General features: G+C 63.1%; 26 protein-coding genes, 1 tRNA gene and 1 pseudogene. 7 read left to right on the top strand and 21 right to left on the bottom strand.

Annotation, left to right across the window (positions count from 1 at the left end):
- Positions 1-6: 6 nt before the first annotated feature.
- Positions 7-876 carry an endonuclease/exonuclease/phosphatase family protein gene (locus tag AC0L2D_RS21120; protein ID WP_013529066.1) on the top strand — a complete coding sequence of 290 codons (870 nt, stop codon included), beginning with the start codon at positions 7-9 and terminating at the stop codon, positions 874-876.
- A 7-nt stretch (positions 877-883) separates the two neighbouring features.
- Here AC0L2D_RS21120 and AC0L2D_RS21115 read toward each other — a convergent pair whose 3' ends face one another.
- The 4 genes from AC0L2D_RS21115 to AC0L2D_RS21100 form a co-directional block, all read right to left on the bottom strand.
- On the bottom strand, positions 884-1,432 hold the full coding sequence (locus AC0L2D_RS21115; protein WP_473542246.1) for a GNAT family N-acetyltransferase: 549 nt from the start codon (positions 1,430-1,432) through the stop codon (positions 884-886).
- Positions 1,433-1,435: 3 nt separating this feature from the next.
- Entirely contained in the window at positions 1,436-2,023 is a 588-nt protein-coding gene (locus AC0L2D_RS21110) for a GNAT family N-acetyltransferase (RefSeq protein WP_063173273.1), read from the bottom strand.
- A gap of 120 nt (positions 2,024-2,143) precedes the next feature.
- Complete coding sequence (gene rpmA / locus AC0L2D_RS21105) at positions 2,144-2,413, bottom strand: 50S ribosomal protein L27 (protein ID WP_013529063.1); 270 nt, start codon at positions 2,411-2,413, stop codon at positions 2,144-2,146.
- A 97-nt stretch (positions 2,414-2,510) separates the two neighbouring features.
- Positions 2,511-3,191 (bottom strand): 50S ribosomal protein L21, encoded by a 681-nt coding sequence (locus tag AC0L2D_RS21100; RefSeq protein ID WP_013529062.1) that lies wholly within the window; start codon positions 3,189-3,191, stop codon positions 2,511-2,513.
- Between the two features lie 405 nt (positions 3,192-3,596).
- Here AC0L2D_RS21100 and AC0L2D_RS21095 point away from each other — a divergent pair.
- Together AC0L2D_RS21095 and AC0L2D_RS21090 are read left to right on the top strand one after the other, a co-directional pair.
- Positions 3,597-3,686: transfer RNA gene (locus tag AC0L2D_RS21095), tRNA-Ser, on the top strand.
- 337 nt (positions 3,687-4,023) lie between these two features.
- Positions 4,024-4,236, top strand: coding sequence for a hypothetical protein (locus AC0L2D_RS21090; protein WP_024504245.1), 213 nt, complete (start codon positions 4,024-4,026; stop codon positions 4,234-4,236).
- Between the two features lie 93 nt (positions 4,237-4,329).
- Here AC0L2D_RS21090 and AC0L2D_RS21085 read toward each other — a convergent pair whose 3' ends face one another.
- Both AC0L2D_RS21085 and AC0L2D_RS21080 read right to left on the bottom strand, forming a co-directional pair.
- Complete coding sequence (locus AC0L2D_RS21085) at positions 4,330-4,929, bottom strand: NADPH-dependent F420 reductase (protein WP_473542243.1); 600 nt, start codon at positions 4,927-4,929, stop codon at positions 4,330-4,332.
- 74 nt (positions 4,930-5,003) lie between these two features.
- Entirely contained in the window at positions 5,004-5,738 is a 735-nt protein-coding gene (locus tag AC0L2D_RS21080; protein ID WP_473542241.1) for an SDR family NAD(P)-dependent oxidoreductase, read from the bottom strand.
- Between the two features lie 276 nt (positions 5,739-6,014).
- On the opposite strand from AC0L2D_RS21080, the gene AC0L2D_RS21075 reads away from it, so the two are divergent.
- A complete protein-coding gene (locus AC0L2D_RS21075; RefSeq protein ID WP_473542239.1) occupies positions 6,015-6,911 on the top strand; it encodes a LysR family transcriptional regulator in 897 nt (298 codons plus the stop codon).
- 274 nt (positions 6,912-7,185) lie between these two features.
- Here AC0L2D_RS21075 and recQ read toward each other — a convergent pair whose 3' ends face one another.
- A complete protein-coding gene (recQ, locus tag AC0L2D_RS21070; protein WP_473542237.1) occupies positions 7,186-9,027 on the bottom strand; it encodes a DNA helicase RecQ in 1,842 nt (613 codons plus the stop codon).
- The gene (locus AC0L2D_RS21065) at positions 9,027-9,689 is read right to left on the bottom strand and encodes a sulfotransferase family protein (protein WP_245267641.1); all 663 of its coding nucleotides are present in this window, start codon (positions 9,687-9,689) and stop codon (positions 9,027-9,029) included. The genes recQ and AC0L2D_RS21065 overlap by 1 nt, the downstream gene beginning before the upstream one ends.
- Positions 9,690-10,137: 448 nt before the next feature.
- Here AC0L2D_RS21065 and AC0L2D_RS21060 point away from each other — a divergent pair, with 448 nt between their 5' ends.
- Together AC0L2D_RS21060 and AC0L2D_RS21055 are read left to right on the top strand one after the other, a co-directional pair.
- Positions 10,138-10,260: a hypothetical protein gene (locus tag AC0L2D_RS21060; protein WP_473542235.1), complete on the top strand. Its 123-nt coding sequence runs from the start codon at positions 10,138-10,140 to the stop codon at positions 10,258-10,260.
- Positions 10,212-11,558 (top strand): annotated as a pseudogene (locus AC0L2D_RS21055) (coniferyl aldehyde dehydrogenase); the annotation flags it as partial. The gene AC0L2D_RS21060 and the pseudogene AC0L2D_RS21055, both read left to right, overlap by 49 nt.
- 271 nt (positions 11,559-11,829) lie before the next feature.
- Here AC0L2D_RS21055 and AC0L2D_RS21050 read toward each other — a convergent pair.
- From AC0L2D_RS21050 to uxaC, 8 genes are all read right to left on the bottom strand, one after another.
- A complete protein-coding gene (locus tag AC0L2D_RS21050) occupies positions 11,830-12,165 on the bottom strand; it encodes a cupin domain-containing protein (protein WP_063169447.1) in 336 nt (111 codons plus the stop codon).
- 66 nt (positions 12,166-12,231) lie between these two features.
- Positions 12,232-12,990, bottom strand: a complete 759-nt coding sequence (gene kduD, locus AC0L2D_RS21045; RefSeq protein ID WP_027163457.1) for a 2-dehydro-3-deoxy-D-gluconate 5-dehydrogenase KduD — start codon at positions 12,988-12,990, stop codon at positions 12,232-12,234.
- Positions 12,987-13,838, bottom strand: coding sequence for a 5-dehydro-4-deoxy-D-glucuronate isomerase (gene kduI / locus AC0L2D_RS21040; RefSeq protein WP_473542232.1), 852 nt, complete (start codon positions 13,836-13,838; stop codon positions 12,987-12,989). Before kduI ends, kduD begins: the two co-directional genes overlap by 4 nt.
- A 22-nt stretch (positions 13,839-13,860) precedes the next feature.
- On the bottom strand, positions 13,861-14,634 hold the full coding sequence (locus AC0L2D_RS21035; RefSeq protein WP_063173283.1) for a FadR/GntR family transcriptional regulator: 774 nt from the start codon (positions 14,632-14,634) through the stop codon (positions 13,861-13,863).
- Positions 14,635-14,738: 104 nt separating this feature from the next.
- On the bottom strand, positions 14,739-16,019 hold the full coding sequence (locus AC0L2D_RS21030) for a TRAP transporter large permease (protein WP_013529044.1): 1,281 nt from the start codon (positions 16,017-16,019) through the stop codon (positions 14,739-14,741).
- Complete coding sequence (locus AC0L2D_RS21025) at positions 16,020-16,547, bottom strand: TRAP transporter small permease (protein ID WP_013529043.1); 528 nt, start codon at positions 16,545-16,547, stop codon at positions 16,020-16,022.
- 59 nt (positions 16,548-16,606) lie between these two features.
- A complete protein-coding gene (locus AC0L2D_RS21020) occupies positions 16,607-17,584 on the bottom strand; it encodes a TRAP transporter substrate-binding protein (protein ID WP_024504231.1) in 978 nt (325 codons plus the stop codon).
- A 32-nt stretch (positions 17,585-17,616) separates the two neighbouring features.
- A complete protein-coding gene (uxaC, locus tag AC0L2D_RS21015) occupies positions 17,617-19,077 on the bottom strand; it encodes a glucuronate isomerase (protein WP_473542229.1) in 1,461 nt (486 codons plus the stop codon).
- A gap of 95 nt (positions 19,078-19,172) precedes the next feature.
- On the opposite strand from uxaC, the gene AC0L2D_RS21010 reads away from it, so the two are divergent.
- On the top strand, positions 19,173-20,693 hold the full coding sequence (locus AC0L2D_RS21010; protein WP_473542227.1) for a mannitol dehydrogenase family protein: 1,521 nt from the start codon (positions 19,173-19,175) through the stop codon (positions 20,691-20,693).
- Positions 20,694-20,744: 51 nt separating this feature from the next.
- On the opposite strand, the gene AC0L2D_RS21005 is transcribed toward AC0L2D_RS21010, so the two are convergent.
- The 5 genes from AC0L2D_RS21005 to AC0L2D_RS20985 all read right to left on the bottom strand — a co-directional run bounded on the left by AC0L2D_RS21005 (position 20,745) and on the right by AC0L2D_RS20985 (position 25,924).
- Complete coding sequence (locus AC0L2D_RS21005) at positions 20,745-21,152, bottom strand: F0F1 ATP synthase subunit epsilon (protein WP_013529039.1); 408 nt, start codon at positions 21,150-21,152, stop codon at positions 20,745-20,747.
- A gap of 102 nt (positions 21,153-21,254) precedes the next feature.
- A complete protein-coding gene (gene atpD / locus AC0L2D_RS21000) occupies positions 21,255-22,847 on the bottom strand; it encodes a F0F1 ATP synthase subunit beta (protein WP_024504228.1) in 1,593 nt (530 codons plus the stop codon).
- A 70-nt stretch (positions 22,848-22,917) separates the two neighbouring features.
- Positions 22,918-23,802, bottom strand: coding sequence for a F0F1 ATP synthase subunit gamma (locus AC0L2D_RS20995; protein WP_013529037.1), 885 nt, complete (start codon positions 23,800-23,802; stop codon positions 22,918-22,920).
- 32 nt (positions 23,803-23,834) lie between these two features.
- Entirely contained in the window at positions 23,835-25,364 is a 1,530-nt protein-coding gene (atpA, locus tag AC0L2D_RS20990; protein WP_013529036.1) for a F0F1 ATP synthase subunit alpha, read from the bottom strand.
- Positions 25,364-25,924 carry a F0F1 ATP synthase subunit delta gene (locus AC0L2D_RS20985; RefSeq protein WP_013529035.1) on the bottom strand — a complete coding sequence of 187 codons (561 nt, stop codon included), beginning with the start codon at positions 25,922-25,924 and terminating at the stop codon, positions 25,364-25,366. Before AC0L2D_RS20985 ends, atpA begins: the two co-directional genes overlap by 1 nt.
- Positions 25,925-26,010 lie beyond the last annotated feature (86 nt).

Here is a 26,010-nt window from a genome sequence, read left to right as displayed (position 1 = left end):
GTCGGAATGAAGCTTGTAACCTACAACATCCAGTACGGCATCGGCCTCGACGGGCAGTACGATGTCGGGCGCATCGCCGATGCCGTGCGCGGCGCCGACGTGATCGCTTTGCAGGAGGTGACCCGCAACAATCCTCGGAATGGCGGCCGCGACATGGTCGCCGAGATCGGCGAGGCGCTGCCCGACTATTTCGCCGTCTATGGCAGCAATTTCGAGGCCAATATCGGTTCGCACATCGACAACGGCCGTGCCGTGACGAAAACCTTCCAGCTCGGCAACATGGTGCTGTCTAGGACGCCCATTCATCTGTCGCGCAACCTGCTTTTGCCGCGCAGCCGCAGCTTCGAGATGATGAACTTCCAGCGCGGCGCGCTGGAAGCGCTGATCGAGACGCCGCTTGGTTTCATCCGCTTCTATTCCATCCATCTCGATCACCGCAGCCCCCTCGAACGCGCCAGCCAGATCCAGTTCCTGCGCCAACGCATGCTGAACTATGCGCTCGAAGGCGGAGCACTGTCCGGCGTCGCCGAGATCGGCCTGCCGGAACTGCCGCATCCCGAAGCCTTTGTCGGAATGGGCGATTTCAACATGCTGGCCGGCTCACCCGAATATGTCGAACTCGCCGGCCGGCCGGACCATGAATTCGGCATGCCGCTGACCGCCGACTTCGCCGTCGATGCCGCCTTGCGGCTGAACGCCACCGGCGACGATCTCATCAGTTGGGTTGATCCCAAGCAACCCACCGATCCCAGCCGGCACAAGCGCATCGATTATATCTTCACCAGCGCTTCGCTTGCCAGATCCCTGCAGCGTCTATGGGTCGACCGAAAGGCAGTCGGCTCGGACCATCTGCCAGTGTGGGTCGAGCTGGGCTGATGGCCATTCATCTGGCGGCGTTTTCGCGTTCGACGATCGCCATCATGATCGTATCGCGGTATTCCCCGTCGACATGGACGGCATCGCTCTGCACGCCCTCCCTGACAAACCCGACCTTGTCGTAGAGAGAGATGGCGCGAGCATTGTCGGAATGCACGGAGAGTTCGATGCGGACGAAACCGGCCCTGCGCGCTTGCGCCAAGGTTGCATTGATGAGCCGCAGTCCAAGGCCACGCCCCCGATAGGGAGGAACAATCCCCATCCCGAGGGAGCCGCGATGGGCATGGATGAGCCGATCATGGCGTGAGATGTCGCACCAGCCGACGACCTCGCCACGAACAACGGCCACGAACCCCGGATCGCCTCTCCCGATACGATCCATTGCGAAACTTCTGACTTGATCCAGCGGTGGCGCCTCAAGGAAGGACAAGTACTTTCGCTCACGCGCTACGACATCGAGCGCGCGATGAAAGCTTTCGATATCCCCAGGCGTCATCGGCGCGATCGCGGCCGTTTCAATATCGCTGCTGTCGACCATTGGTTTGACCGTCGTCATCCATCAGAAATGCACCCAGTTCCGCAGGCTGGTCCAGGTCTTGCGATCGAGCCGGTAGCGCTCGACGGGAACCTGGCCGGCGACGATCGAGTTCAGCATGCCCTGGCCGGCATACTGGAACCCGCATTTGTGGATGACGCGGCGCGAGGCCGGATTGATGACCCGCGTCGAGGCATGCAGGACCTGGATCGACGTCCTCTGGAAGGCGAGATCGACCAGCGCGTGCGCTGCTTCCGTCGCATAGCCCTTCTTCCAGTGCGGCTCGCCGATCCAGTAACCGAGCTCCAGCCCGCGATCGGTGGTGTTGAGGCCGGCGCAACCGACGAACGTGTCGGTGCCGGCCAGCGTCAGGGCATAAGCAATGCCGGCCCGGCGCGATTTGGTCATGGCAAGGAAAGAGCGCGCCTCGGCCTCGCCATAGGGGTGCGGCATGCGTGCCAGCATTTCGGCGACATGGCGGTTGTCGGCAAGCTCGACCAGTTGCGCGATATCGCCCTCGTGTGGCGCCCGCATCACCAGCCGCTCGGTGACCAGCACCGGGCAGTCTATCGCGTAACTTTCGTCTTCTGAGTCTTCCGCTTCGGCAACCATTTGAAAGTCCTCCAGGCACAAGAAAAAGGGGAGATGGAAACCCATCTCCCCTGATCCTTTTCCTGGCTTTGCCAGACACCGGTTCCCGAGATGGGCGCCGGTGTTCTAGTGCGGAACCGGCTACTCCGCGGCTTTGGCAATCGGGTTGACCGATACGTAGGTTCGGCCGTTGGCTTTTTTGTTGAACGTCACGGCGCCGGTCTCGAGCGCAAAAAGCGTATGGTCCGTGCCCATGCCGACATTGACGCCGGGATGCCACGTGGTGCCGCGTTGACGAATGATGATGTTGCCCGGGATGACGGCTTCGCCGCCGAACTTCTTCACGCCCAGACGCTTGGAATGCGAGTCGCGACCGTTGCGCGACGAGCCGCCAGCTTTCTTGTGTGCCATCTAACTAACTCCGTTGCGCCGCAAGGCGCCTAAAAGGCCTTATGAACGCGTTCGCGTTCCGTTTCAAGTCCGATCCGGCGACCTGGTCGCCAGAAAATTACTTCGCCGCCAATTCCTTGGCCTGCTCGCGCCAGTCCTTGATCTGGTCGGCGCTGAAGGGCATGTGCTCGTCGATCTTGGCGACATCCTTGTCGGTCAGCTTGGCGAGCTGCGCGAAGGTGATGATGCCCTGCTCGTTGAGATCCTTGGCCGCGACCGGGCCGATGCCCTTGATCACGGTCAGATCGTCCGGCTCACCCTTGGGCGCCTTGAACAGCGGCGCTGCCGCGGTCTCGGCTGCCTTTGTCTCGGCTGCCTTGGCCTTGGGCTCCTTCTTCGGCGCGGCTTCCGCCTGCACCTCGGTGGCGGCCTCGGCCTTCACCTTCTTCGGCGCCTTGACCGCTGCCGTCTTCGTCGGCTTGGCGCCACCCAGCAGGATCTCGGAGATCCGCACGGTGGTCAAAAGCTGGCGATGGCCGATCTTGCGGCGCGAATTCTGCCGGCGGCGCTTCTTGAAGGCGATGACGGTGCGGTTCTTGCCCTGCTCGACGACTTCGGCGGTGACCACCGCGCCGTCGACGAACGGCGCGCCGAACGTGACATTCTCGCCTTCGCCATGTGCGAGGACGTGGCCGATCTCGACCATATCGCCGACAGCGGCTTCGAGTTTTTCGATCTTCAGGAGATCGTTGGCGGCAACGCGATACTGCTTGCCACCCGTTTTAATGACTGCGAACATTTTTTGCCTTTCGCTGTTCGGTCGGCCTTGATGAGCCGCCTCTGGCGGTTCAGCCGTCTTTTTGTCAGTCTGCGGGTTCAAAAAACAAGCGGCGCGGAAGAACCCTCCACGCCGATTGCGCGCTGTCCCTAACCGAAGGTTGAGTGCGAGTCAAGGCAAACAGCTGTTGTCGGGAACTGTTGTTGGCGGGCAGGCACTGGCCGTATCGGCAGATACCGCACCACGTTGCCGCAGTGGAGGCAAGCACGCGTGACTGCTCTCCGACCTGCCCAGGCCTCGCCGCAGCTGAACCGTCGCGAATCCGCTGCTTGTCCGGCAAGCCAAATAACTGACGGATTGGCCTTGTAACCTGCCCGTTCAGCCGTTATCTAGTGCGCCGCGCCGGCAACGGCCGACCATGACCGCGGAGAGGTGGCAGAGTGGTCGAATGCACCGCACTCGAAATGCGGCATGGGTGCAAGCCCATCGGGGGTTCGAATCCCTCCCTCTCCGCCATTCAATCCCGAGAAAACCGGACATTTCCTGGGCCGCCTGCCGCATATCGCGCAGCCAATAGGACAAAGCCGCCCAAGCCGGGACACTCTGGCCTTCGCGGAGGCCGTAAAGCTTCGGCGATGGGCAGGCCCATCCGGCATCTCCGCACATCGCTTCTGTCCGCAAGCGCAGCCATGCCGCTTTACCAGCCGCTTTAGCCCAAATGGGGAAGAGGCCCGGCCCACGATCTCGTAACGGTTGGTTCGCCGAACCCAGTTAGGAGACCACGATGCGCAAAGCCTCTCTCGCCATCGCAGCTTTCTTCAGCCTTGCCACTGTTGCATAGGCATGCGTGTCGATGGACGGCAACGTCGTCGTGAACAACTGCAATTATCGCGTCATCGGAAATTACAAAGGCTCGGATGGCAGTTGGGGTGGCTTCGGACCCATCCGCGCGGGCGGCCGTGAGGCAATTTCCAAAAGGCGCGATGCCGGCTGGGACATCAGCTATTGCAACTACGATTCCTGGGTGGCAGGCACATGTCGGCCGAAGGATCCCAGGCAGATGTAAGCTTTCAAGCACGTCCCTTCGCGCGCTTGGCCCTTTGCCGACGATGTGGCCGGCATCGAACGCCTGCCACTCTGTCGGCGCACGATAAATCCGTTACTGCTCCTTCTTGAACAGGTCCTGGAAGATCAGCTGGCCCCAAGTGCGGCCGCGTGCGTGCACCAGCGTGCCGCCCTCGTTGAGCTTCCCCAGCTTGACCGGTGCGAACCCGAGTTGTCTGGCCAAGGCCGCCACGGGAGCGATCGCGTCCTCGTCGTCGCTCGACAGAAAGACGACCCGGTGCCCGCCCTCGACGATCGGATCGGCAGCCAGGGTGGCCGCAATCAGGTGATTGAAGCCTTTGACGAGCTTGGCGCCGGTGAACGCCTTCGCGACGAAGGCGGAGGACGGCAGACCGTCCAGCTCTTCGGGGACTGGAAACACGTTCGTCGCGTCGATGATCGTCTTGCCTTCCCAGCTTGGCAGCGCCTTCGCGACATCCGGGTGCGATTCAAAGCGGACAGCCAAAAAGATGATGTCCGCCTTGACGGCGTCCGCCAGTGTTTTCGGGATGATCATGGGTCCGATCGCGGCCGCGTCGGATGCAAAGCTTTCCGGGTCGCGCGTGGTTGCCACGGACACTTCGAGGCCCTTGCGGGCAAATGCCTTGGCAAGAGCCTGGCCGATCTTGCCGAAGCCGATAATTGCGTAGCTCATGTATACTCTCCTTCAGTTTACCAGGCCCTGCGGGCTCGGGATATCGAATGGAATGAACGGCGGGGCGTAGCGGGTCAGATTTGCGCCAAGCCCCCGTCGACGGCGACCTCGCTGGCAGTCATGAAGCTGCTGTCGGGCGACGCGAGAAACGCAGCCGCCGCCCCGATCTCCGCTGGATCGGCCATACGCTGAAGCGGATTCATCGAGGCGAAGACCTTCAGGCCCTCCTCGCCTATCGCTGCCTTCGCGAGTTCGGTCGCCGTCGGCCCGGGCGACAGCACGTTTACCCGGATGCCGGTGCCTTTCAAGTCTTCCGCCCAGGTCCGCGCGAGGTTGCGCACCGCCGCTTTGCTCGCGCTATAGACGCTGAATGCGGGCGCGCCCGTGGTGCCGGCGCTCGATCCGGTCAGGATAATCGAACCGCCCTCGCCCATCAGCGGCAGCGCCTTCTGGACCGTGAAGATCGTACCCTTCACATTGGTGTTGAAGGTTTCGTCAATGTGCTCGGCAGTGAGCTTGCCGAGCGGAAGCAGGCTTCCCACCCCGGCGTTGGCGAAGATGATGTCGAGGCTTCCGCGCTCGGCCTTCACCGCCGCGTAGAGCCGATCGAGGTCGGCCTCATCCGAGACCGAGCCCTTCACCGCGCGGGCATTGGGCCCGAGCTCGGCCACAGCGGCGTCTAGCGTTTTCTGCCGGCGGCCGAAGATGAAGACGAAGGCGCCCTCCTCGATGAAGCGCTTTGCAGCGGCGAGGCCGATGCCGGTGGCACCACCCGTAATAACCGCAACCTTACCGTCCAGTTTTCCCATGACTTAATCCTTCCAGGCTCTGTCCTTGGTCGTTCGGGGACGCCCCGAGAACCTCTAGATGGGCCCGCCGGGGTCGCGCGGTGAGTGCGGAAGCGCGCACATCGGTGGTGCAGAATCGATCCGCTTCAGGATTGACGCCAGCCCGCGACGATCCGTGTCCGCCGTTCGGAATAGCGTCGCCCTTGTCGACACAAGCCTCGATATCCCGCCCCTACTGCTGTAGGATGTGTTAGATACGGGCTTTGGAAGGCGCACCGCGCGGTGCCGGATTGCACCATGATCGACTGGGATGACGTTCGCTACTTTCTAGCCGTCGCACGCGGAGGCTCGGTGCGGGCTGCCGGCGCGCAGCTCGGGGTGAATCACTCGACCGTGCTACGACGCATCGCACAGCTTGAGGAACGCCTCGGGGCGCAAATGTTCGAAAAGCTGCCTTCGGGCTACCGCCTGACCGCTGCGGGCGAGGAGGTCCTCGAGCTCGCGAACCAGATGGAAGCGTCGTCGCACCAGCTGGAGACGCGCGTCTTCGGGCGCGACCAGAGCGTACGCGGGCTTCTGCGGGTGACGCTGGCACCGCCCCTCGCGACGCACCTGCTCATGCCGGACTTCGCCGATTTCGCGCACCTGCATCCAGACATCGAGATGGAAATCCTGTCGTCCGGCGAGCTGGCAAATCTGACCAACCGAGAGGCCGACGTGGCGATCCGCGTCGTCTACGACCGCAAAACCCTGCCGCTCAATCTTCACGGCCTGAAGGGAGCGGAGGTGTTTGGCGGCGTCTACATGTCCCGCGACCGCCTGGCCGCGTGGCGTGCGGGCGCACCTGATGCCATCCGGTGGATCGTCATAAGCGTTCATGGAATTCCAGAGTGGGCGAGCGCGGGTGAGGTTGGCACCACGGGAGTTCCATTCAGGATCACGGACGCCGAGGCGCAGATCGTTGCCGTACGGCAAGGTCTCGGGATCACGACACTGCCGTGCTTCGTCGGAGATGCCGACCCCCTGCTGGTGAGGGTGCCGGGCACCGACCTGCACCTGTACGGAACGCTCTGGCTTCTCACACATGGGGAGACACGCAAGACGAAGCGCGTGCGGCTCTTCACTGAGTTCGTATCCCGCAGGCTCGCCGCCTACGCTCCGCTTCTCGCGGGACTGTCCATATCGCGCGACTGACGCCCGGCGGGTCGCCCGCGACGCTTGCAGTGGATAGGTGCCTGCAAGCGGACAGCGGCATCTATTGCGGTTGCAGATGCTCGGCCATGAAGTCGATGCACGCCTCGGTCTGGGCCTGATTTGTCGACTGCCGGCCAGAGAACACTGAACTGATCGGTCCCTGCGGGGCATGGGCGGTGGAGGAATGGGCGGCGGCGGCACAGGAGGTCTCGGAACGAATCCCTTCTTCGAAAATCCTTCTGCTTCAGGGCACGTGACCAGTCGCTGATCTGACTCAGGCCGGGCCGTCGGATTGGTGCGCGGCGATTGCGGCCAGAAAAACCTGGCCGAATTCCTTGAGCTTTGCCGCCCCAACCCCATTCACTTCGGCGAAGGCGTCGAGGTCGTGCGGGCGGCGCTCGGCCATGTCGATCAGCGTGCGATCCGAGAACACCACATAGGCCGGCACCTGGCGCTCCTTGGCGAGCCGCAGGCGCAAGGATTTGAGCGCGGCCAGTAGCCCGGTGTCCACAGCCGACTGCCCGAGATCCTGCCAGGAGCGCATCTTGCCGCGCAAGGCGCGGCTGCGTACCTCGACACGATAATGGAACGGCACCTCGCCACGGCCAAGCGCATGACCCTTTTCGGCGATGGCGAGGCCGCCATGGCCGGCCGGATCCGGCATCAGGAACCCGCCGGCGACGAGTTGCCGGATCAGCGACAGCCAGAAATCCTTCTTGTGCGCCAGACCGCTGCCGAAACTCGTGAGCCTCTGGTGGTTCCTGGCAAGCACCTTCTCGGTTTCATGGCCGAGCAGGATGTCGATGATATGGCCGGCACCGAAACGCTCACCGCTCTGGGCGATCGCCGTCAGGATGATCCGACCCTCGGCCCCGCCATCGGCGCGCGGTGCCTGGTCGAGGCAGGTGTCGCAATTGCCGCAAGGCTGCGCTTCCTCGCCGAAATAGCCGAGCAGCACCTGGCGGCGGCACTGCGCCGTCTCGCAATAGCCGATCAGCGTGTCGAGCCGGCCATGCGAGCGCCTCTTGTGCTCGGGCGGCGCATCCTCGTCGTCGATGAACATCCTGCGCATGCGGATATCGCCCAGGCCGAACAGCATATGCGCCTCGGCGTCCCGCCCATCGCGGCCGGCGCGGCCTATCTCCTGGTAGTAGGCCTCCAGGCTGCCCGGCATGTCGGTGTGGAAGACATAGGCGACGTCAGGCTTGTCGATGCCCATGCCGAAGGCGATGGTCGCCACCATGACGACGCCGGACAAGGTCATGAAGCTGTTCTGGTTGGCGTCACGCGCCTCCTTGCTCATGCCGGCATGATAGGCGAGCGCGGTGACGCCGTTCTTCTCGAGGAAGGCCGCCATCTCCTCCGTCTTCTTGCGCGACAGGCAATAGACGATGCCGCTGCGGCCGGGATGGCGCTCGACGAAGCGCAGCAATTGGCGCTTGCTGTCCTGCTTGGCCTCGATGGCAAGCTTGATGTTCGGCCGGTCGAAGCCCAGCACCAGGGTCTCGACGCGCTCGGCAAACAGCCGGGATTCGATGTCGGTGCGCGTGCCTTCGTCCGCCGTTGCCGTCAGCGCGATGATCGGCACACTGGGAAAGATGCCGCGCAGACGCGACAGGTCCTCGTATTCGCGCCGGAACGCCGGCCCCCATTGCGAGATACAATGCGCCTCGTCGACGGCGATCAGGCTGATATCGAGCCTGGCCAGCGCCTCGAGCATCCGTTCGGTCATCAACCGCTCCGGCGCGAGATAGAGCAGGCGCGTCTGGCCCGAGGCGACGCGACGCCATGCGGCAATATTGGCATCGCGGTCGATCGAGGAATTGATCGTATCGGCGGCCACGCCGGCAAGCCGCAAGGCGGCGACCTGATCCTGCATCAGCGCCACCAGCGGCGAAACGACAATGGTGAGCCCGCCCAGGACAAGCGCCGGCACCTGGTAGCAGAGCGATTTGCCGGCACCAGTCGGCATCACAGCCAGCACATGACGCCCGGCCAGCAACGCGTCCATGACATCGGCCTGCCCGGGGCGAAAATCATCGAAGCCGAACACGTCCTTGAGCACGCGCCGCTTGGGATCCAGCTCTTCTGTCGCGAGGGCCGCCGGTGCCTGCATCACCGCGCGTCCACGGTCGGCGTGCTTATTGGCATGTCATAGCCGAACTCGGCGCAGAAACGTTGGACGCGGGCGAGAAATGCCGGGGGCAGGCCGCCGAGATAGGTCCTGAATTCTTCATTCCGTTCCCATTTTCTCAACGAAGCCACCCGGATCGGATTGTCCGGGTCCTCGCTGAAACGAATGCGCGGTGTCAGTCCGAATGACTGCGCGATTCTGTCCTGCTGCGCATCGGGCGCGCCGATCATGTCTTCGTAGCGGACGAAAAGGATCTGCCGGTGCGGTTGTGCCTTCTTCAGCCGGATCAGCGCGTCGTATTCGGTCAGCCAGCGTTGCGGCGTGACGTGGAACCGACGCTGGTTGCGTGTTTGCGGATGCGAACTTGTCAGCGTGTCGAATGGATGGCGCACGCAATAGATCAAGCCGATGGAGGTCGGTAGCTTCGCCAGATGCGCAAAACCGCGCGCATCGCGCTTGACGACGAGGTTCGATTCCGGCCGGTCCAGCATGTCCAGCATTGCGTATCGCGCTTCGGGCGGATGGACGAAAATGTCCTCGAAACACCTCATCAGCCGCTGTGTCAGCGTCGTCCCGCTGCGTGCGCAGCCCGAAATGAAAATTCTGTTGGCGGGCGTCGCGCGTGCATATCTGCGTCTTTGCATGCGCTGTCTCAGAGACAGCGGCACGAACCGCAGAAACTCCCGCACAACCCTTCGCGCAGCCGCTCCAAACGCAGCCTCAAGCCTGTGAGCGCCCTTCATCCGCAATTCCGCTGGGCCGCGCGGTGCGGAACGCGCCGCTTGGGGTCCATGGCCAAGATGCTTGTCACCGATATCAGCATCAGGCGGACACCGGGCTGGAATTTCGTAGACTGGAGAGGATGTGGAAACCGGTCAAGACGACTCTCTGGCGTGACGCTTTGGAGTAGCGCAGCCGTCATCCAACCACAACGCCCCCTTTGCAGGAACCTGTCGTTGATGCGGCCATCGGCGCCTGCCAGCCGGATGCCGTGCACATCCGAAAGCGGCTTCCCCTAGGACACCTGCACCCCCGCTGGATTCCGCCACGCACCACGATGTAAGCTCCGTCCGGCAAGCCAGGGAGGGCGTGATGCTGCAGACCAGACAGAATGTTCTCGGCGAGCGGTTCCACCTGCAGCGCGCCGCCTTCGAGGCGCAGCCTTTCCCAACTTTGACGTTCGCAAGGATCGCCTCAAACGCCTGCTCGCGCTGACCGAGCGGCATGAAGCCGACATCTGCACCGCCATCGACACCGACTTTGGCGGCCGTTCCGCGCATGAGACGCGTCTTGCGGAACTGTTCGTCGTACGTGCCGGCGTCCGCCACGCGCTGTCGCACCTCAGGGGCTGGATGCGCGAACGCCGCGTTGCCACCACCATGCCGTTCCTGCCCGGCAGAAATCGCCTCATCCCGCAGCCGCTCGGTGTCATCGGCATCGTGTCGCCCTGGAATTATCCTTTCCAGCTCGCCGTCGCGCCGGTCATCGCGGCACTCGCAGCCGGCAATCGCGTGCTCATCAAACCTTCCGAATTGACGCCGGCTTTTTCGGCGCTGCTGGCCAAACTCGTTGCCGAGCATTTCGCAGCCGATGAGCTCGGCGTCATCAGCGGCGATGCGGAGATGGGAAAGGCCTTCGTGTCGATGCCTTTCGATCATTTGCTGTTCACCGGCTCGACCGCGGTCGGACGCCAGGTCGCGATCGCCGCGGCCGCCAATCTGACCCCGGTCACGCTCGAACTGGGCGGCAAGTCGCCGGCAATCTTCGATCCGTCATGCGACCTCGACGCGGCAGTATCGAGCATTGCCTACGGTAAGCTGTTGAATGCCGGGCAGACCTGTATCGCGCCGGATTACCTTCTGGTGCCGAAGGGGCAAGCAGGCACGGTCGCTGCCAGGCTCGCAACGGCGATCGCTAAGCTCTACCCGACCCTGCGCGACAACCCCGACTATACCGCCATCATCAGCGATCGGCACCACCAGCGCCTGCGCGACATGGTCACTGAAGCGCGTGACGCCGGCGCCGATATCACCGAAATCAACCCGGCCCACGAGGAACTCGGCGCCACCAGCCGGAAACTACCGCCGACCCTGGTCCGCAATGCCGGCTCCAACCTGCGGCTGATGCGCGAAGAGATCTTTGGGCCGGTGCTGCCCATCGTAGAATACACCGGGATCGACGAGGCGATCGCCCATGTGAACGGGGCCGACCGCCCGCTGGCACTCTACTGGTTCGGCCGCGACAGCGGCAACCGTCAACGCATCCTGCACGAGACAATTGCCGGCGGCGTCACCGTCAACGACTGCATGCTGCATCTGGTACAGGAAAACCAGCCCTTCGGCGGCGTCGGCGCCAGCGGCATGGGCGCCTATCACGGCGAATGGGGATTTCGCACCTTCAGCAAGGAGAAACCGGTTTTCATGCAGTCGCGGCTGAGCGCGGGAAGCCTGCTGCGCCCGCCCTACGGCAAGACGTTCGAACGGCTTTTCAGCCTCCTGCGGCACATCACCTGACCGACCGAGCTACGCAGCCCCGGTGCATTAAGACTATCTTCACCACGGTGCGGCAGGGTCCTCATCCTGCGGTGATGTCTTGAGTACCGCGGCGCCACAAGCGCCCAGGCAACAGACCCGCGCCTCTTTCTGGGGTGCGGGTCATTCCCGCTCGATCTCTTACCCCTCGTTAGAGCAATTCCAGGAAAAGTGTGAAGCGGTTTTCCGTCTAGAATTGCGTCAAAACAAAGAGTTAGAGCAGCTCGCCGTTTCCGTGAAACGGTGAAATGCTCTAGCCGAGGAAATCGGCCCGGTGCGGCGCAAAGCTGTCGACCAGCCGCCCCGCTTCGAGCGCCTTGACCCCGTGCACCAGGCCCGACGGCACGATGAAACTCCCGCCCGTCCCAACGATCTCGCTCCGGCCGTCGATGGTCACCTCGAAGCGGCCCTCGGCGACGTAACTTGCCTGGACGTGCGGGTGCGAATGCAGGGCGCCGACGCCACCCTTGTCGAAGCCGAATTCGACCAGCATCAACTCGTCAGTGTGCAGGAGAATGCGGCGCCTGTTGCCGTCCGGTGTCGCCGTCCAGGCGCCCTCGCCGGCATGCGCGAAGATCTTTGCGGTCATCGTCGTCTCCTCAGAGCAATTCCAGGAAAAGTGTGAAACGGTTTCCGTTCGGAATTGCGTCAAAACCTAGCGTGCCAGCCAGCCACCATCCACCGGCACCACCGCGCCATGCATGTAGTTCGACGCCGGCGCCAGCAGGAAGACGGCGGCATCGCCAATGTCGCCCGCCTCGCCCCAGCGACCGGCCGGGATGCGCGCCAGGATAGCGGCGCTGCGGTCGGGATCGGCGCGCAGCGCCTGCGTGTTGTTGGTTTCGATATAGCCTGGCGCGATAGCGTTGACGTTGATGCCTTTTTGCGCCCATTCGCAGGCAAGCAGCCGGGTGATGCCGAGCACGCCATGCTTCGAGGCGGTGTAGGACGCCACGCGAATGCCGCCCTGAAAGCTCAGCACGGAGGCAATGTTGACGATCTTGCCTTTCCGCTCAGCGGCCAAGGCACGCCTGGCAAAGCTTTGGCAGAGCAAAAAAACCGTCTTCAGATTGACGTCCATGACGTCGTCCCAATCGGCCTCGCTGAGATCGACGGCATCGGCGCGCCGGATGATGCCGGCATTGTTGACCAGCCCGTCGAGCGGGCCGCTTTCGTCCCAGACGCGGTCGAGCAAGGGGCCGGCGGCTGACGTGTCGGCAAGATCGGCGCTCACCGCCTCGAATTGCCCGCCCATCGTTGCGATCTTTCTGGCCGTATCGTCCATCGACGAGCGACCGACGCCGATCACCGTGCCGCCGGCGCGTGCGATCGATACGGCGATGCCCTGGCCGATGCCGGTGTTGGCGCCGGTGACCAGGATACGTTTTCCGGCAAGGCTGAAGGGGTCGCTCACCGCAGATCGCCCAACGCCACCGGGTCGACATCGGTGTAGTCGACATTGTCGCCGGCCATCGCCCAGATGAACGCATAATTGGAAGTGCCGGCGCCGGAGTGGATCGACCAACCCGGCGACAGCACGGCCTCTTCGTTGGCCATGACGATATGGCGCGTTTCGTCCGGCTCGCCCATGAAGTGGAAGACGCGCGCCGTCTCGGCCAGGTCGAAATAGAGATAGGCCTCCATGCGCCGGTCATGCACATGGCAAGGCATGGTGTTCCAGATAGAGCCCGGCGCCAGCTGGGTCATGCCGACCACCAGCTGGCAGGTCTTTGCGCCATCGGCATGGATGAACTGGAAGATCGAACGCTCGTTGCAGGCATCCTTGCTGCCAAGATCGAGGCGCTTTGCATCGCCGATGCGGATCAGCCGGCTGGGATGAGCCAGATGCGCCGGCGCACTGAGCAGATAGAACTTCGCCGGCGCCCCCTCATCCGCTGAGGCGAAGGACACATCCTGTGTGCCCATGCCGAGATAGAGCATGTCGCGCGCCTGCAATTCGAAGGACTGGCCGCCGGCCGTGATGACGCCCACGCCACCGATGTTGACGGCGATCAACTCGCGCCGGTCGAGGAAACCTTTGGTGCCGGTCGGCTTGATCGCCTCCAGTTGGAGCGGCGAGCCTATCGGCACGGCGCCGCCGACGATCATGCGGTCGTAGTGGGTGTAGGTCAGGCTGATGCGGCCGGACTGGAACAGGCCGTCAATGTGGAAATTGTGACGGAGTTCATCGCTTCCCATCGCCGCGGCGGCAACCGGGTCTATGGCAAAGCGGGATGTGTAATCGGTATGGCTCTGGCTCATTTTCGTCCTGACTTGAAATGGGTCATTCGCCGGCGGCGGCCCTGACCGAACTGGCATAGAAAGCCTGCCGCGCATGCAGGCGTTCGCGGTAGCGCTGCTGGCTGGCTGTGAGGTGCGCGCGCATTGCCTCGCGCGCCGCTTCGGCATCGCCCGATGTGATCGCATTGAGGATCACCAGATGTTCGCGCTGCAGCCCGCGCTGGTAGCTGTCGGATTGCGCCAGTTCGGTCGACCAGGGCGAGGTCACGTCGCACGGAATGGCGCGCCGGCCGAGCACGTCGAGCATCTCGACATAGAACGGGTTGTTGGTCGCGCTGGCGATGGCGCGGTGGAAGGCGAGGTCGGCCGGGCCGGTCGGCTCGCTGGCAAGCAGCAGCCGCTCGAATTCGAAGAAGGCTTCCTGGATCGCCGCCTCCTGCGCGGCGTTGCGGCGAATAGCGGCGATCCCGGCCGACTCGATCTCGATTGCCAGGCGTACCTCGAGCACGTTGAGCGCGATCGAATCCTTGGCTCCCATGTCGGCGGCAAGCGCTCCGAACATCGTCGAGATATGCTCGGTGACGAAGACGCCGGCGCCTTGACGCGGCTCGACCAGGCCGTCGGCGGCAAGCTTGGCCAGCGCCTCGCGGATGACGGTGCGGCTGACGCCGAAGGTCTCGGTCAGCTGGCCCTCGGTCGGCAATTTGTGGCCAGGCAGGATTTCGCCCGCCTGCAGCTGCTTGCGGATCGCCGCAACGACGGTCTCCGACAGCTTGGGTTTTCTCTCGACCCTGAGATCGGCGGATGCAGCGGACACGTGATGGTCTCCTAAAGCAATTCCAGGAAAAATGTGAAACGGTTTCCGTCCGGAATTGCGTCAAAACAAAGGGTTAGAGCAGTTCGCCGTTCCCGTGAACTGCTCTAGTGGAACAGGTGCGGCAACCACAACGAAATTTCCGGCACGTAGGTGACAAGCATCAACACAGCGAAAGCCGCCCCATAGAATGGCCAGATCGAACGCATCGCCGTCCAGATCGGGATCCGGCCGATCGCACAGCTGACGAACAGCACGGCCCCTACCGGCGGTGTGCACAAGCCGATGCCGAGATTGAGAATGAGGATCACGCCGAAATGCACCGGATCGACGCCGTAGGCCATGACCACCGGCAGGAAGATCGGCGTGGTGATGATGATCAGCGGCGACATGTCCATGAACGTGCCGAGGATGAGAAGCACGACGTTGATCAACAGCAGGATGACCAGCTTGTTGTCGGATACCGACTGCAGGAAGGCGACCAGAGCGGCCGGCACCCGGAGATAGGCCAGCAGCCAGCCAAAGGCGGCGGCGCAGCCGATGATCATCAGCACCATTGCGGTTGTGCGCACGGCAGCGGTGGTCGCGGTGACGAAGTCGTTCCAGCTCATTGAGCGATAGATCAGCAGGGTCACCAGGAAAGCATAGACGATGGCGATGCAGGAGCTTTCGGTGGCGGTGAAGACGCCGGAGCGAACGCCGCCGAAGATGATGCCGATCAGGATCAGCCCGGGAATTGCGGCAACGAGCAATTGCAGCGCCCTGCCGAAGCCGGCGAACGGCTCGGTCGGATAGGCGCGGCGGCTGGCGACCCAATAGGCCGTGACCATCAGAGATAGCGCCAGCAGCAGGCCCGGTATGATGCCGGCGGTGAACAGATCGGCGATCGAGATCCGGCCGCCGGCCGAAATCGAATAAATGATCATGTTGTGCGAAGGCGGTATCAGCAGCGCAATGATGGCGCCGACCGAAGTGATGTTGACAGCATAATCGACGCCGTAGCCGCGCGCCTTCATCTGCGGGATCATCAGCCCGCCGACCGCCGAGGCATCGGCCACCGCCGAGCCGGAAATGCCGCCGAACATGGTCGAGGCGGCGATGTTGACCTGGCCGAGCCCGCCTCGCAGGTGGCCGACCAACGCCCCGGCCAGCGCAACAAGGCGGGCGGCAATGCCGCCGCGCACCATCAGGTCACCGGCGAAGATGAAGAACGGGATGGCCATCAGCGAAAACACGCTGACACCGGAGTTGAGGCGCTGGAACACCACCAGCGGCGGCAGCCCCAGCACCAGAACCGTGGCGAAGCTGGCGACACCGAGGCAGAAGGCGATCGGTGTGCCGATGATCAGAAGAAAGACGAAGGTGCCGAACAGAACCGTCAATGCCATCTAGAGACCCTCCTCGCCCGTGGCGTATTGATCGGCATCGACCGGCAGTCCGGCAAACCGCCCGGCAAGCCGCTCGAGCGAAAACAGGCAGACAAGCGCGCCGCCCAGGATGACCGGCAGGAAACTGACGCCGCCCGGGAAAGCGAGAGACGGCATCACCGTGTTCCATGTCAGCCGGGTGAGCTGGGCGCCGTAGACGATCATGCCGAGACCGAAGGCGAGCACGACGACATCCGAAATGCTGCGCAGTACCGCCTTTGCGGCGGGCGGCAGGAAATAGAGCAGCACATCGAAGCCCAGATGCGTGCGTTCGCGGACACCGACGGCCGCGCCCAAAAAGATGAACCACCCCATCAAAATCACCGAGAAGGGTTCCGTCCAGCTTGGCGAACTGTTGAGCACATAGCGTGAGAACACCTGCCAGAAGATGATCACCGTCATCAGCGTCAGGCCGATGCCGCTGACCCACAGCGCAAGCCTCGCCAGCCGTGACAGCAGCCGTTCTATTGCCAGCCAGAATGGTTTCATATGCGCGCTTCCCACTGGACGGTGGCGCGCAAGCTCGCGCCACCATTGCCGCGAACGGATTATTTGGTCGCCTGGATGCGCGCGGCGAGATCTTTCAACTCGGGGGTCGAGAGATATTTCTCGTAGACCGGCTTCATCGCATCGATCAGCGGCTGCTTGTCGATCTCACTGACCTTGACGCCGGCTTTCTCGACGATGTCGCGCGACTTCTTCTCCTGCGCGTCCCACAATTCACGCATCTTGACGACGCTGTCCTTGGCCGCCTGCCGCACGATCGCCTGGTCTTCCGGGGCGAGCTTGTCCCAGCTCGCCTTCGACATCACCAGAACCTCGGGCACGATCTGGTGCTGGTCGAGCGTGTAATGCTTGGCGACCTCGAAATGCTTGGCGGACTCGAAGCTCGGCCAGTTGTTCTCGGCGCCGTCGATGACGCCTGTCTGCAAAGCCGAATAGACCTCGCCATAGGCCATCGGCGTGGCGTTGGCGCCCAACGCATTGACCATGTCGACGAACACGTCGGACTGGATGACGCGGAACTTCATGCCCTTCATGTCGGCCATCGAGGTGATGTCCTTCTTGGTGTTGTAGAAGGAGCGTGCCCCGGAATCGTAGAAGGCGAGACCGACAAGGTCGTGAGTCTCAAAAGCTTTCAGGATCTCGTCCCCGATCGGCCCGTCCATGACATGGCGCATATGCTCGACCGAGCGGAACATGTAGGGCAGCGACGGCACCGCGGTCTGTGGAACGATGCCGTTGAACGGCCCCATCGAGACGCGGTTGAGATCGATGACGCCGGTCTGCGTCTGCTCGATCGTGTCCTTCTCCTCGCCGAGCTGCGCCGAATGATAGACCTCGACCGAATAGCGGCCATTGGTGCGCTGCTTGATCAGCTCGCCCATATATTTGACCGCTTCGACGGTTGGATAGCCGTCGGGATGGGTATCGGACGACCGCAGCACGGTTTCGGCGTTGGCGATGCCGACCAGCAACGAGCCGAAAACGAATGTTACTGCCGTCAACTTCGAAAGATGCAACATGACTTCCTCCCTATGAAACCAAAACGCCCGGCTCAGAGCCGGTAGGCCTTTTTCGCAAGTGTATAGGCAAGCTCCCGCGCCAGCTCATGCGCCTCGTCCTCGCGCAGCCGATGCTCGGCGACGAGACGCGCCAGGAACGCGCAGTCGACCCGCCGCGCCACATCGTGGCGCGCCGGGATCGAGGGAAAGGCACGGGTGTCATCGTTGAAGCCGACGGTGTTGTAGAAGCCGGCGGTCTCGGTGGTCATCTCGCGGAAGCGCCGCATGCCTTCCGGGCTGTCGTGGAACCACCAGGCCGGCCCGAGCTTCAGCGCCGGGTAGACACCGGCGAGTGGCGCCAGTTCGCGCGCATAGCTTGTTTCGTCGAGCGTGAAGAGAACGATTGTGAGGTCGCGCTCAAGTCCGACGCAGTCGAGCAGTGGCTTCAGCGCCGTGACATAGTCGGTCCGGGTCGGGATATCGAAACCCTTGTCGCGGCCGAATTTTTGGAAAACAGCCGACGAATGATTGCGCCAGGAGCCGGGATGGATCTGCAGAACCAGCCCGTCGTCGAGGCTCATCTTGGCCATCTCGGTCAGCATCTGGGCGCGGAACAGTTTTCGCTCACGCTCGTCGTCGGAACCACGGCGAACGCGATTGAACAGCTCTTGCGCCGCCGCATCCGAAAGATTGGCGGTCTCGGCCGTCGGGTGGCCGTGGTCGGACGAGGTCGCGCCGAAACTTTTGAAGAAGGCGCGCCGCTGCCGATGCGCATCGAGATAGCCGGCCCAGCTGCCGGTGTCGCAGGCGGTAATTTCGCCGAGCCGGTCGAGATTGGTCGAAAACCCTTCGAAATCGGGATCGACGACAGCATCGGGCCGATAAGCGGTGACCACACGGCCCTGCCAGCCGCTGTCGCGGATCATCTGGTGCCATTTGAGATCGTCGAGCGCACCTTCCGTGGTCGCGATGACCTCGATGTTGAAGCGCTCGAACAGCGCACGGGGCCGGAAATTCTCCCACTGCAGCAGCGTTGCGATGGTGTCGTAGTGGCGGTCGGCGGTCGCCGCGTTCAGCGGTTCGTCGATGCCGAACAGATCGGCAAGCACATGATCGAACCACAGCCGGGTCGGTGTGCCCCGAAACAGATAATAGTGCTCGGCAAAACGACGCCAGATCGTCCGGCCGTCTGTCTCGACAGGCGCGCCGTCCAGCGTCGCCACGCCGAGATCCTCAAGGCGGATGCCTTGGCTGAACAGCATGCGGAAGATGTAGTGATCCGGAACGATGAGCAGTTGCGCCGGATCCGGAAAAGGCTCGTTCAGCGCATACCAACGCGGATCGGTGTGGCCATGCGGGCTGACCAGGGGCAGGTCCTTGATCCCGGCATAGAGATCGCGGGCAACCGAGCGCGAATGTGCATCGGCGGGAAACAGCAGATCCGCATCGGTCAGTGGCACGGCAATCCTCCCAGGGCCGCTATCGGTAGGGGCGACAAGAAATAATGTCAACATACAAAAACCAGATTGTTGTATGATGACTTTTCGGCCCATTGTGTGGCGGGAAATCGAATGTTACGCCGCTTTGCCGATCCCTGCCGAGGCCACTCATGTCATCCGACCAGACCAGTCGCACTACGACGACCGAACGCCTTTCCACGAAGACGGTGCGCGCACTGCCGGCTTCGATCGCGACGCCTTCGTATGACCGCAGCCGCATCGTCCCGGGCATCGTGCATCTTGGCGTCGGCGCCTTCCATCGCGCCCACCAGGCCGCCTATGTCGACGATTGCCTGGCGGCCGGCGAGACGGATTGGAGCATAACAGGCGTTTCGCTGCGCAGCGCCGACACGCGCGACGCACTCACGCCGCAGGATGGGCTCTACACGCTGGCGATCAGAAGCAGTGGAACCGAAAAACTTCAGGTCATCGGCTCGATTACCGCGATGCTGGTGGCGCCGGAGGATCCGGGCGCGGTGCTGGCCGCGCTGACCGATCCGCGCACCCGCATCGTCACACTTACGATCACCGAAAAGGCCTATCTGAGGGCGGCTGGCGGCGGATTGGACGCTGCTCATCCCGATATCGCCCATGATCTGGCCAATCCGCAGATGCCGAAGACAGCGCATGGTTTCCTGACCGAGGCGCTTGCCCGGCGACGCGCCGCCGGCACGCCGCCCTTTACCGTGCTCTGTTGCGACAATCTGCCGGCCAACGGCGCCACGCTGCATCGGCTGTTGGTTGAATTCGCCCAGTTGCGAGATGCCGGGCTCGCCCAATCGAGTGATGTCGGAATTGCCGATCACGTCGCCCATCAGGTCGCCTTTCCTTCAAGCATGGTCGACCGCATCGTGCCGGCAACCACCGATGCCGATCGGGCGCGGATCGCTGAAGAACTCGGTGCCGAGGACGCTTGGCCTGTCATGACCGAGCCGTTCTGCCAATGGGTGGTCGAAGACAATTTCCCAGCGGGCCGCCCGGACTGGGAACAGTTCGGCGTCACCATGGTTCGCGACGTCGGCCCGTTCGAGGACATGAAGCTCAGGCTGCTCAACGGCTCGCATTCGGCCATCGCCTATCTTGGCCTGCTCAGCGGTCATGCCACCGTCGACCGCGCCTTCGCCGACCCGGCGATCCGGCAATTCGTCGATGCATTGTGGGCGGAAGCCATCCCGACCCTGCCCGAGGATGCCGGGCTCGACACGAGCGCTTATACCGCGGAGCTCGCTGAGCGTTTTTCCAACACTGCACTTGCCCACCGTACGGCTCAGATCGCCAATGACGGCAGCCAGAAATTGCCGCAGCGCATCGTCGCTTCCGCCATCGAATGTCTAGAAGCCGGTACCGAGCTGGTCCATCTCACGTTGGTGGTGGCTGCCTGGATCGCTGCTTGCGCCGCACGAGGAAAAACCTTGCCGGAGGGCCATTTCACCGACCCACTCGACGCGGCGTTGACGGCACTTTTGGGCGAGCAACTGCCGGCGAACGAAACCGTGACCGCGGTGTTCGACCTCGCCGGCTTCGCCAGGGACCATGCCGAGCGCCAGACCTTGATCGAGCTCGTGGCCGTGCATCTCGTCCACCTGCGACGAGACGGCCCGACATTGGCTTTCGCAGCCTTGGGCATTTGAACAAAAAAGCGAGGCAAGGCCCCGCTTTTTACTCTTTCATCGAACCGAATTTCAAGCCGGCAGGATGGCGCCTTCCAGCGTGGTGAGCTGGCTAAGGAACTGTTCCGCCTTGCTGCGAGCCTCGTCGTCCTTGGCATCAGTGGCGTCTTCTTTGGCTTCCTGGATGCGGCGCGCGAGATCGGCGCGGTCGACATCCTTCACCGCGACAGCCGATTCCGCCAGCAGCGTGCAGCCGGCCGGAACGATGTCGGCGAAGCCGCCGAACACCACATAGCGTTCTTCGCCGCCCGCTGCGGTCTTTACGGTGACGACACCCGGCTTGATCGTCGTCATGACCGGCGCGTGATGCGCCATCACGGTCATCTCGCCTTCGGCTCCCGGAATGACGACGGATTCAACCTGCTCGGAAACAAGCAGGCGCTCCGGCGAGACCAGTTCGAACTTGAAAGCTTCAGCCATGATCAATTTAGCGAATAGCGAATAGCGAGCAGCGAGTAGTCAGAAGAAGAATTCGCCGGCCCATATTCCCTATTCGCTACTCCCTATTCGCTATTCGCTTGATTACGCCGCTTCAGCCGCGAGGCGCTGTGCTTTCTCGACCGCTTCCTCGATGCCGCCGACCATGTAGAAGGCAGCTTCCGGAAGGTGATCGTAGTCGCCGTTGCAGAGGCCCTTGAAGCCCTTGATGGTGTCGGCGAGGTCGACCAGCTTGCCCGGGGCGCCGGTGAACACTTCGGCGACGAAGAAGGGCTGCGACAGGAAGCGCTCGATCTTGCGGGCGCGGGCCACGGTCTGCTTGTCCTCTTCCGACAGCTCGTCCATGCCCAGGATGGCGATGATGTCCTGCAGCGACTTGTAGCGCTGGAGGATCGACTGCACCTGGCGCGCGACGCCGTAATGCTCGTCGCCAACGACCAGCGGGTCGAGCATGCGCGAGGTCGAATCCAGCGGATCGACCGCCGGATAGATGCCCTTTTCGGCGATGGCGCGGTTCAGCGTCGTGGTCGCGTCAAGGTGGGCGAACGAGGTCGCCGGCGCCGGATCGGTCAAGTCGTCGGCGGGCACGTAGATCGCCTGCACGGACGTGATCGAGCCCTTGGTGGTGGTGGTGATGCGTTCCTGCAGCGCGCCCATGTCGGTGGCGAGCGTCGGCTGATAGCCCACGGCTGAAGGAATACGGCCGAGCAGAGCCGACACTTCCGAACCAGCCTGCGTGAAGCGGAAGATGTTGTCGACGAAGAACAACACGTCCTGGCCCTGGTCGCGGAAATACTCCGCAACCGTCAGGCCGGTCAGGCCGACGCGGGCGCGCGCGCCCGGCGGCTCGTTCATCTGGCCGTAGACGAGCGCGGCCTTGGAGCCTTCGCCGCCGCCCTTCTTGTTGACGCCGGATTCGATGAACTCGTGATAGAGATCGTTGCCTTCGCGGGTGCGCTCGCCGACGCCGGCGAACACCGAATAGCCGCCATGCGCCTTGGCGATATTGTTGATCAGTTCCTGGATCAGCACGGTCTTGCCGACGCCGGCGCCGCCGAACAGGCCGATCTTGCCGCCCTTGGCGTAGGGAGCCAAGAGGTCGAGCACCTTGATGCCGGTGATCAGGATCTGTGCTTCCGTCGACTGCTCGACATACGTCGGAGCCGGCTGGTGGATGGAGCGCATTTCGATCGCGTCGACCGGGCCTTCTTCGTCGACCGGCTCGCCGATGACGTTGATGATGCGGCCGAGCATGCCCGGGCCGACCGGCACGGTGATCGGCGCGCCGGTGTCACGCACTTCCTGGCCGCGAACCAGACCTTCGGTCGAGTCCATGGCGATGCAGCGCACGGTGTTTTCACCCAGGTGCTGGGCGACTTCGAGCACCAGACGGTTGCCGACATTGGTCGTCTCGAGCGCGTTCAGGATCGCCGGCAGGTGATCGCCGAACTGCACGTCGACGACGGCGCCGATGACCTGGCGGACCTTGCCGACAACGCCGGTTGCCTTGCTGGCCACTGCCGATGTCTTGGCAGCTGCGGTCTTCGCCGGTGCTGCTGCCTTGGCCGGGGCCGCCTTCGCGGCTGCTGCTGGAGCCTTTGCCGCCTTCGCGGGGGCTGCTGCCTTCGCGGCTGCGGCCTTGGGGGCTGCCTTCTGGGGGGTCGCTGCTTTCGCCATCGTCTTTACCCTTTTTCGTCCTTTGTTTCTCACGCGGTCCGGTCGCGGGCAAAAAACCCGCGGACCGCGCCTAGAGCGCCTCGGCGCCCGAAATGATTTCGATCAGTTCCTTGGTGATCTGCGCCTGCCGCTGGCGGTTATAGGTGATCGACAGTTTGTTAATCATCTCGCCAGCGTTGCGCGTCGCATTGTCCATGGCGCTCATCTTGGCGCCCATCTCGCCGGCCGCGTTTTCGAGCAGTGCCCGGAAAACCTGCACCGAGATGTTGCGCGGAATGAGATCGGAGAGGATTTCGCCCGGCTCCGGTTCGTATTCATAGACAGCGTTGCCGCCATCCGTCACTTCCGCCTGAGCCGAAGCAACGCCCGCCGGAATGATCTGCTGCGCGGTCGGGATTTGGCTGATCACCGACTTGAACTGCGAATAGAACAGCGTGCAGATGTCGAAGCCGCCCTCGTTGAAGAGATGGATGACCTTCTTGGCGATGGCATCGGCATTGACGAAACCGAGTGTCTTGACCTCGCGCAGATCGACGCGATCGATGATCAGCGACGCGTAGTCGCGGCGCAGGATGTCGAAACCCTTCTTGCCGACGCAGATGATCTTGACCTGCTTGCCGTCGGCCAAAAGCTTGCGGATGTGGTCGCGGGCAAGACGGGCGATCTGCGAATTGAAGCCGCCGCACAGGCCGCGCTCGGCGGTGCAGACGACGAGCAGATGCACATCATCCTTGCCGGTGCCGGTCATCAGCGCCGGGGCATCGCCACCGCCGCCGATCGCCTGGGTGATGTTGGCCAGCACGGAACCCATGCGCTCCGAATAGGGGCGCGCCGCTTCCGCAGCCTCTTGCGCACGGCGCAGCTTCGCCGCAGCGACCATCTGCATCGCCTTGGTGATCTTCTGCGTCGCCTTGACCGAGGCGATACGGTTACGAAGGTCTTTTAATGAAGGCATGCTTCAAACCTGATCCCGTCTTGTCGCTTCGCTCAGGCGAAGGTCTTGGCGAAAGCGTCGATCTCGGCCTTCAGCTTGGCGCGCAGATCGTCCGACAGTGCCTTTTCCTTGCGGATGGCGTCGAGAACGTCCTTGCCGGCCGCACGCATGTGGCTGAGCAGGCCATGCTCGAACTTGCCGACCTGGTTGACCGGCAGCTTGTCGAGATAACCGTTGACGCCGGCGAAGATCACCGCGACCTGCTCTTCCGTCTTCAGCGGCGAGAACTGCGGCTGCTTCAGGAGTTCGGTCAGGCGCGATCCGCGGTTGAGCAGGCGCTGCGTGGCAGCGTCGAGATCCGAGCCGAACTGCGCGAAGGCCGCCATTTCGCGGTACTGCGCGAGCTCGCCCTTGATCGAGCCGGCAACCTGCTTCATCGCCTTGATCTGCGCGGCCGAGCCGACGCGCGACACCGACAGACCGACGTTCACCGCAGGACGGATGCCCTGGAAGAACAGGTTGGTTTCGAGGAAGATCTGGCCGTCGGTGATCGAAATCACGTTGGTCGGGATGTAGGCCGACACGTCGTTGGCCTGCGTCTCGATGATCGGCAGAGCGGTCAGCGACCCGCCGCCCAGATCGTCGTTGAGCTTGGCGGCGCGCTCGAGCAGGCGCGAGTGCAGGTAGAACACGTCGCCCGGATAGGCTTCGCGGCCCGGCGGGCGGCGCAGCAGCAGCGACATCTGGCGATAGGCGACGGCCTGCTTCGACAGATCGTCATAGCTGATCAGCGCGTGCATGCCGTTGTCGCGGAAATATTCACCCATGGTGCAGCCGGCGAACGGCGCCAGGAACTGCATTGGCGCCGGGTCGGAAGCGGTGGCGGCGATGATGATCGAGTATTCGAGCGCGCCGCGCTCTTCCAGCACCTTGACGAACTGCGCGACGGTCGAGCGCTTCTGGCCGACGGCGACGTAGACGCAGTAGAGCTTTTCCTTCTCGGGGCCGTTGTCGTGCACCGACTTCTGGTTGAGCATCGTGTCGAGGATGATGGCGGTCTTGCCGGTCTGGCGATCGCCGATGACCAGCTCGCGCTGGCCGCGGCCGACCGGGATCAGCGCATCGATGGCCTTGAGGCCGGTCGACATCGGCTCGTTCACCGACTTGCGCGGAATGATGCCGGGCGCCTTGACGTCGACGCGCTTGCGCTCGACTGCCTTGATCGGACCCTTGCCATCGATCGGATTGCCGAGCGCATCGACGACGCGGCCGAGCAGGCCTGGGCCGACGGGAACGTCGACGATGGCGCCGGTGCGCTTGACGATGTCGCCTTCCTTGATGTCGCGGTCGGCGCCGAAGATGACGACGCCGACATTGTCGGCTTCGAGGTTGAGCGCCATGCCGCGGATGCCGCCGGGGAATTCGACCATCTCGCCGGCCTGGACATTGTCGAGGCCGTAGACACGAGCGATACCGTCACCGACGGACAGCACCTGTCCAACTTCGGAGACCTCGGCCTCCTTGCCGAAATTCTTGATCTGGTCTTTCAGAATTGCGGAAATTTCCGCGGCGCGGATGTCCATCAGCCGACCTCTTTCAGTGCAAGCTTGAGCGAATTGAGTTTGGTTTTGAGCGACGTATCGATCTGGCGCGAGCCCATCTTGACCACCAGCCCGCCGAGCAGCGACGGATCGACGGTGACGGAGATAGCCACATCCTTGCCGGCAACGCTCTTCAGCGCCGCCTTGAGTTCGGTCTGCTGGACAGCCGTCAGCGCGTGAGCCGACGTCACTTCAGCAGCGGTCTCGCCACGGTGTTCGGCTGATATCTGGCGGAACGCCCTGATCATGCCGGGAATGGCGAACAGCCGGCGGTTGCGGGCGACGACGCGCAGGAAATTTCCGGTAAGGCCGGTGATCCCGGCCTTGTCAGCGATCGCCGCGATGGCCTTCGCCTGGTCCTCGCTGGAGAACACCGGGCTGTTGATCAGCCGGGTGAGATCAGCGCTGCCCGCGAGCATGATTTCGAAACTGTTGAGGTCGGCTTCGACCTTGGCCACGGAATTTGCCTGCAGGGCGAGTTCGAACAGCGAACCCGCATAGCGTTCTGCGACACCTGAGATTGGCGATGACGATTGAGCCACGGACCGTCTTTTCTCTTGTCTGACAGGCCGTAGATTGTTGGCGCGAGCAAAAACTCTGGCTAAATCTTTGACCTTACTGCATTTTT

Source organism: Mesorhizobium sp. WSM4833 (assembly GCF_055811095.1).
This window is presented reverse-complemented; position numbering and strand designations above follow the sequence as displayed.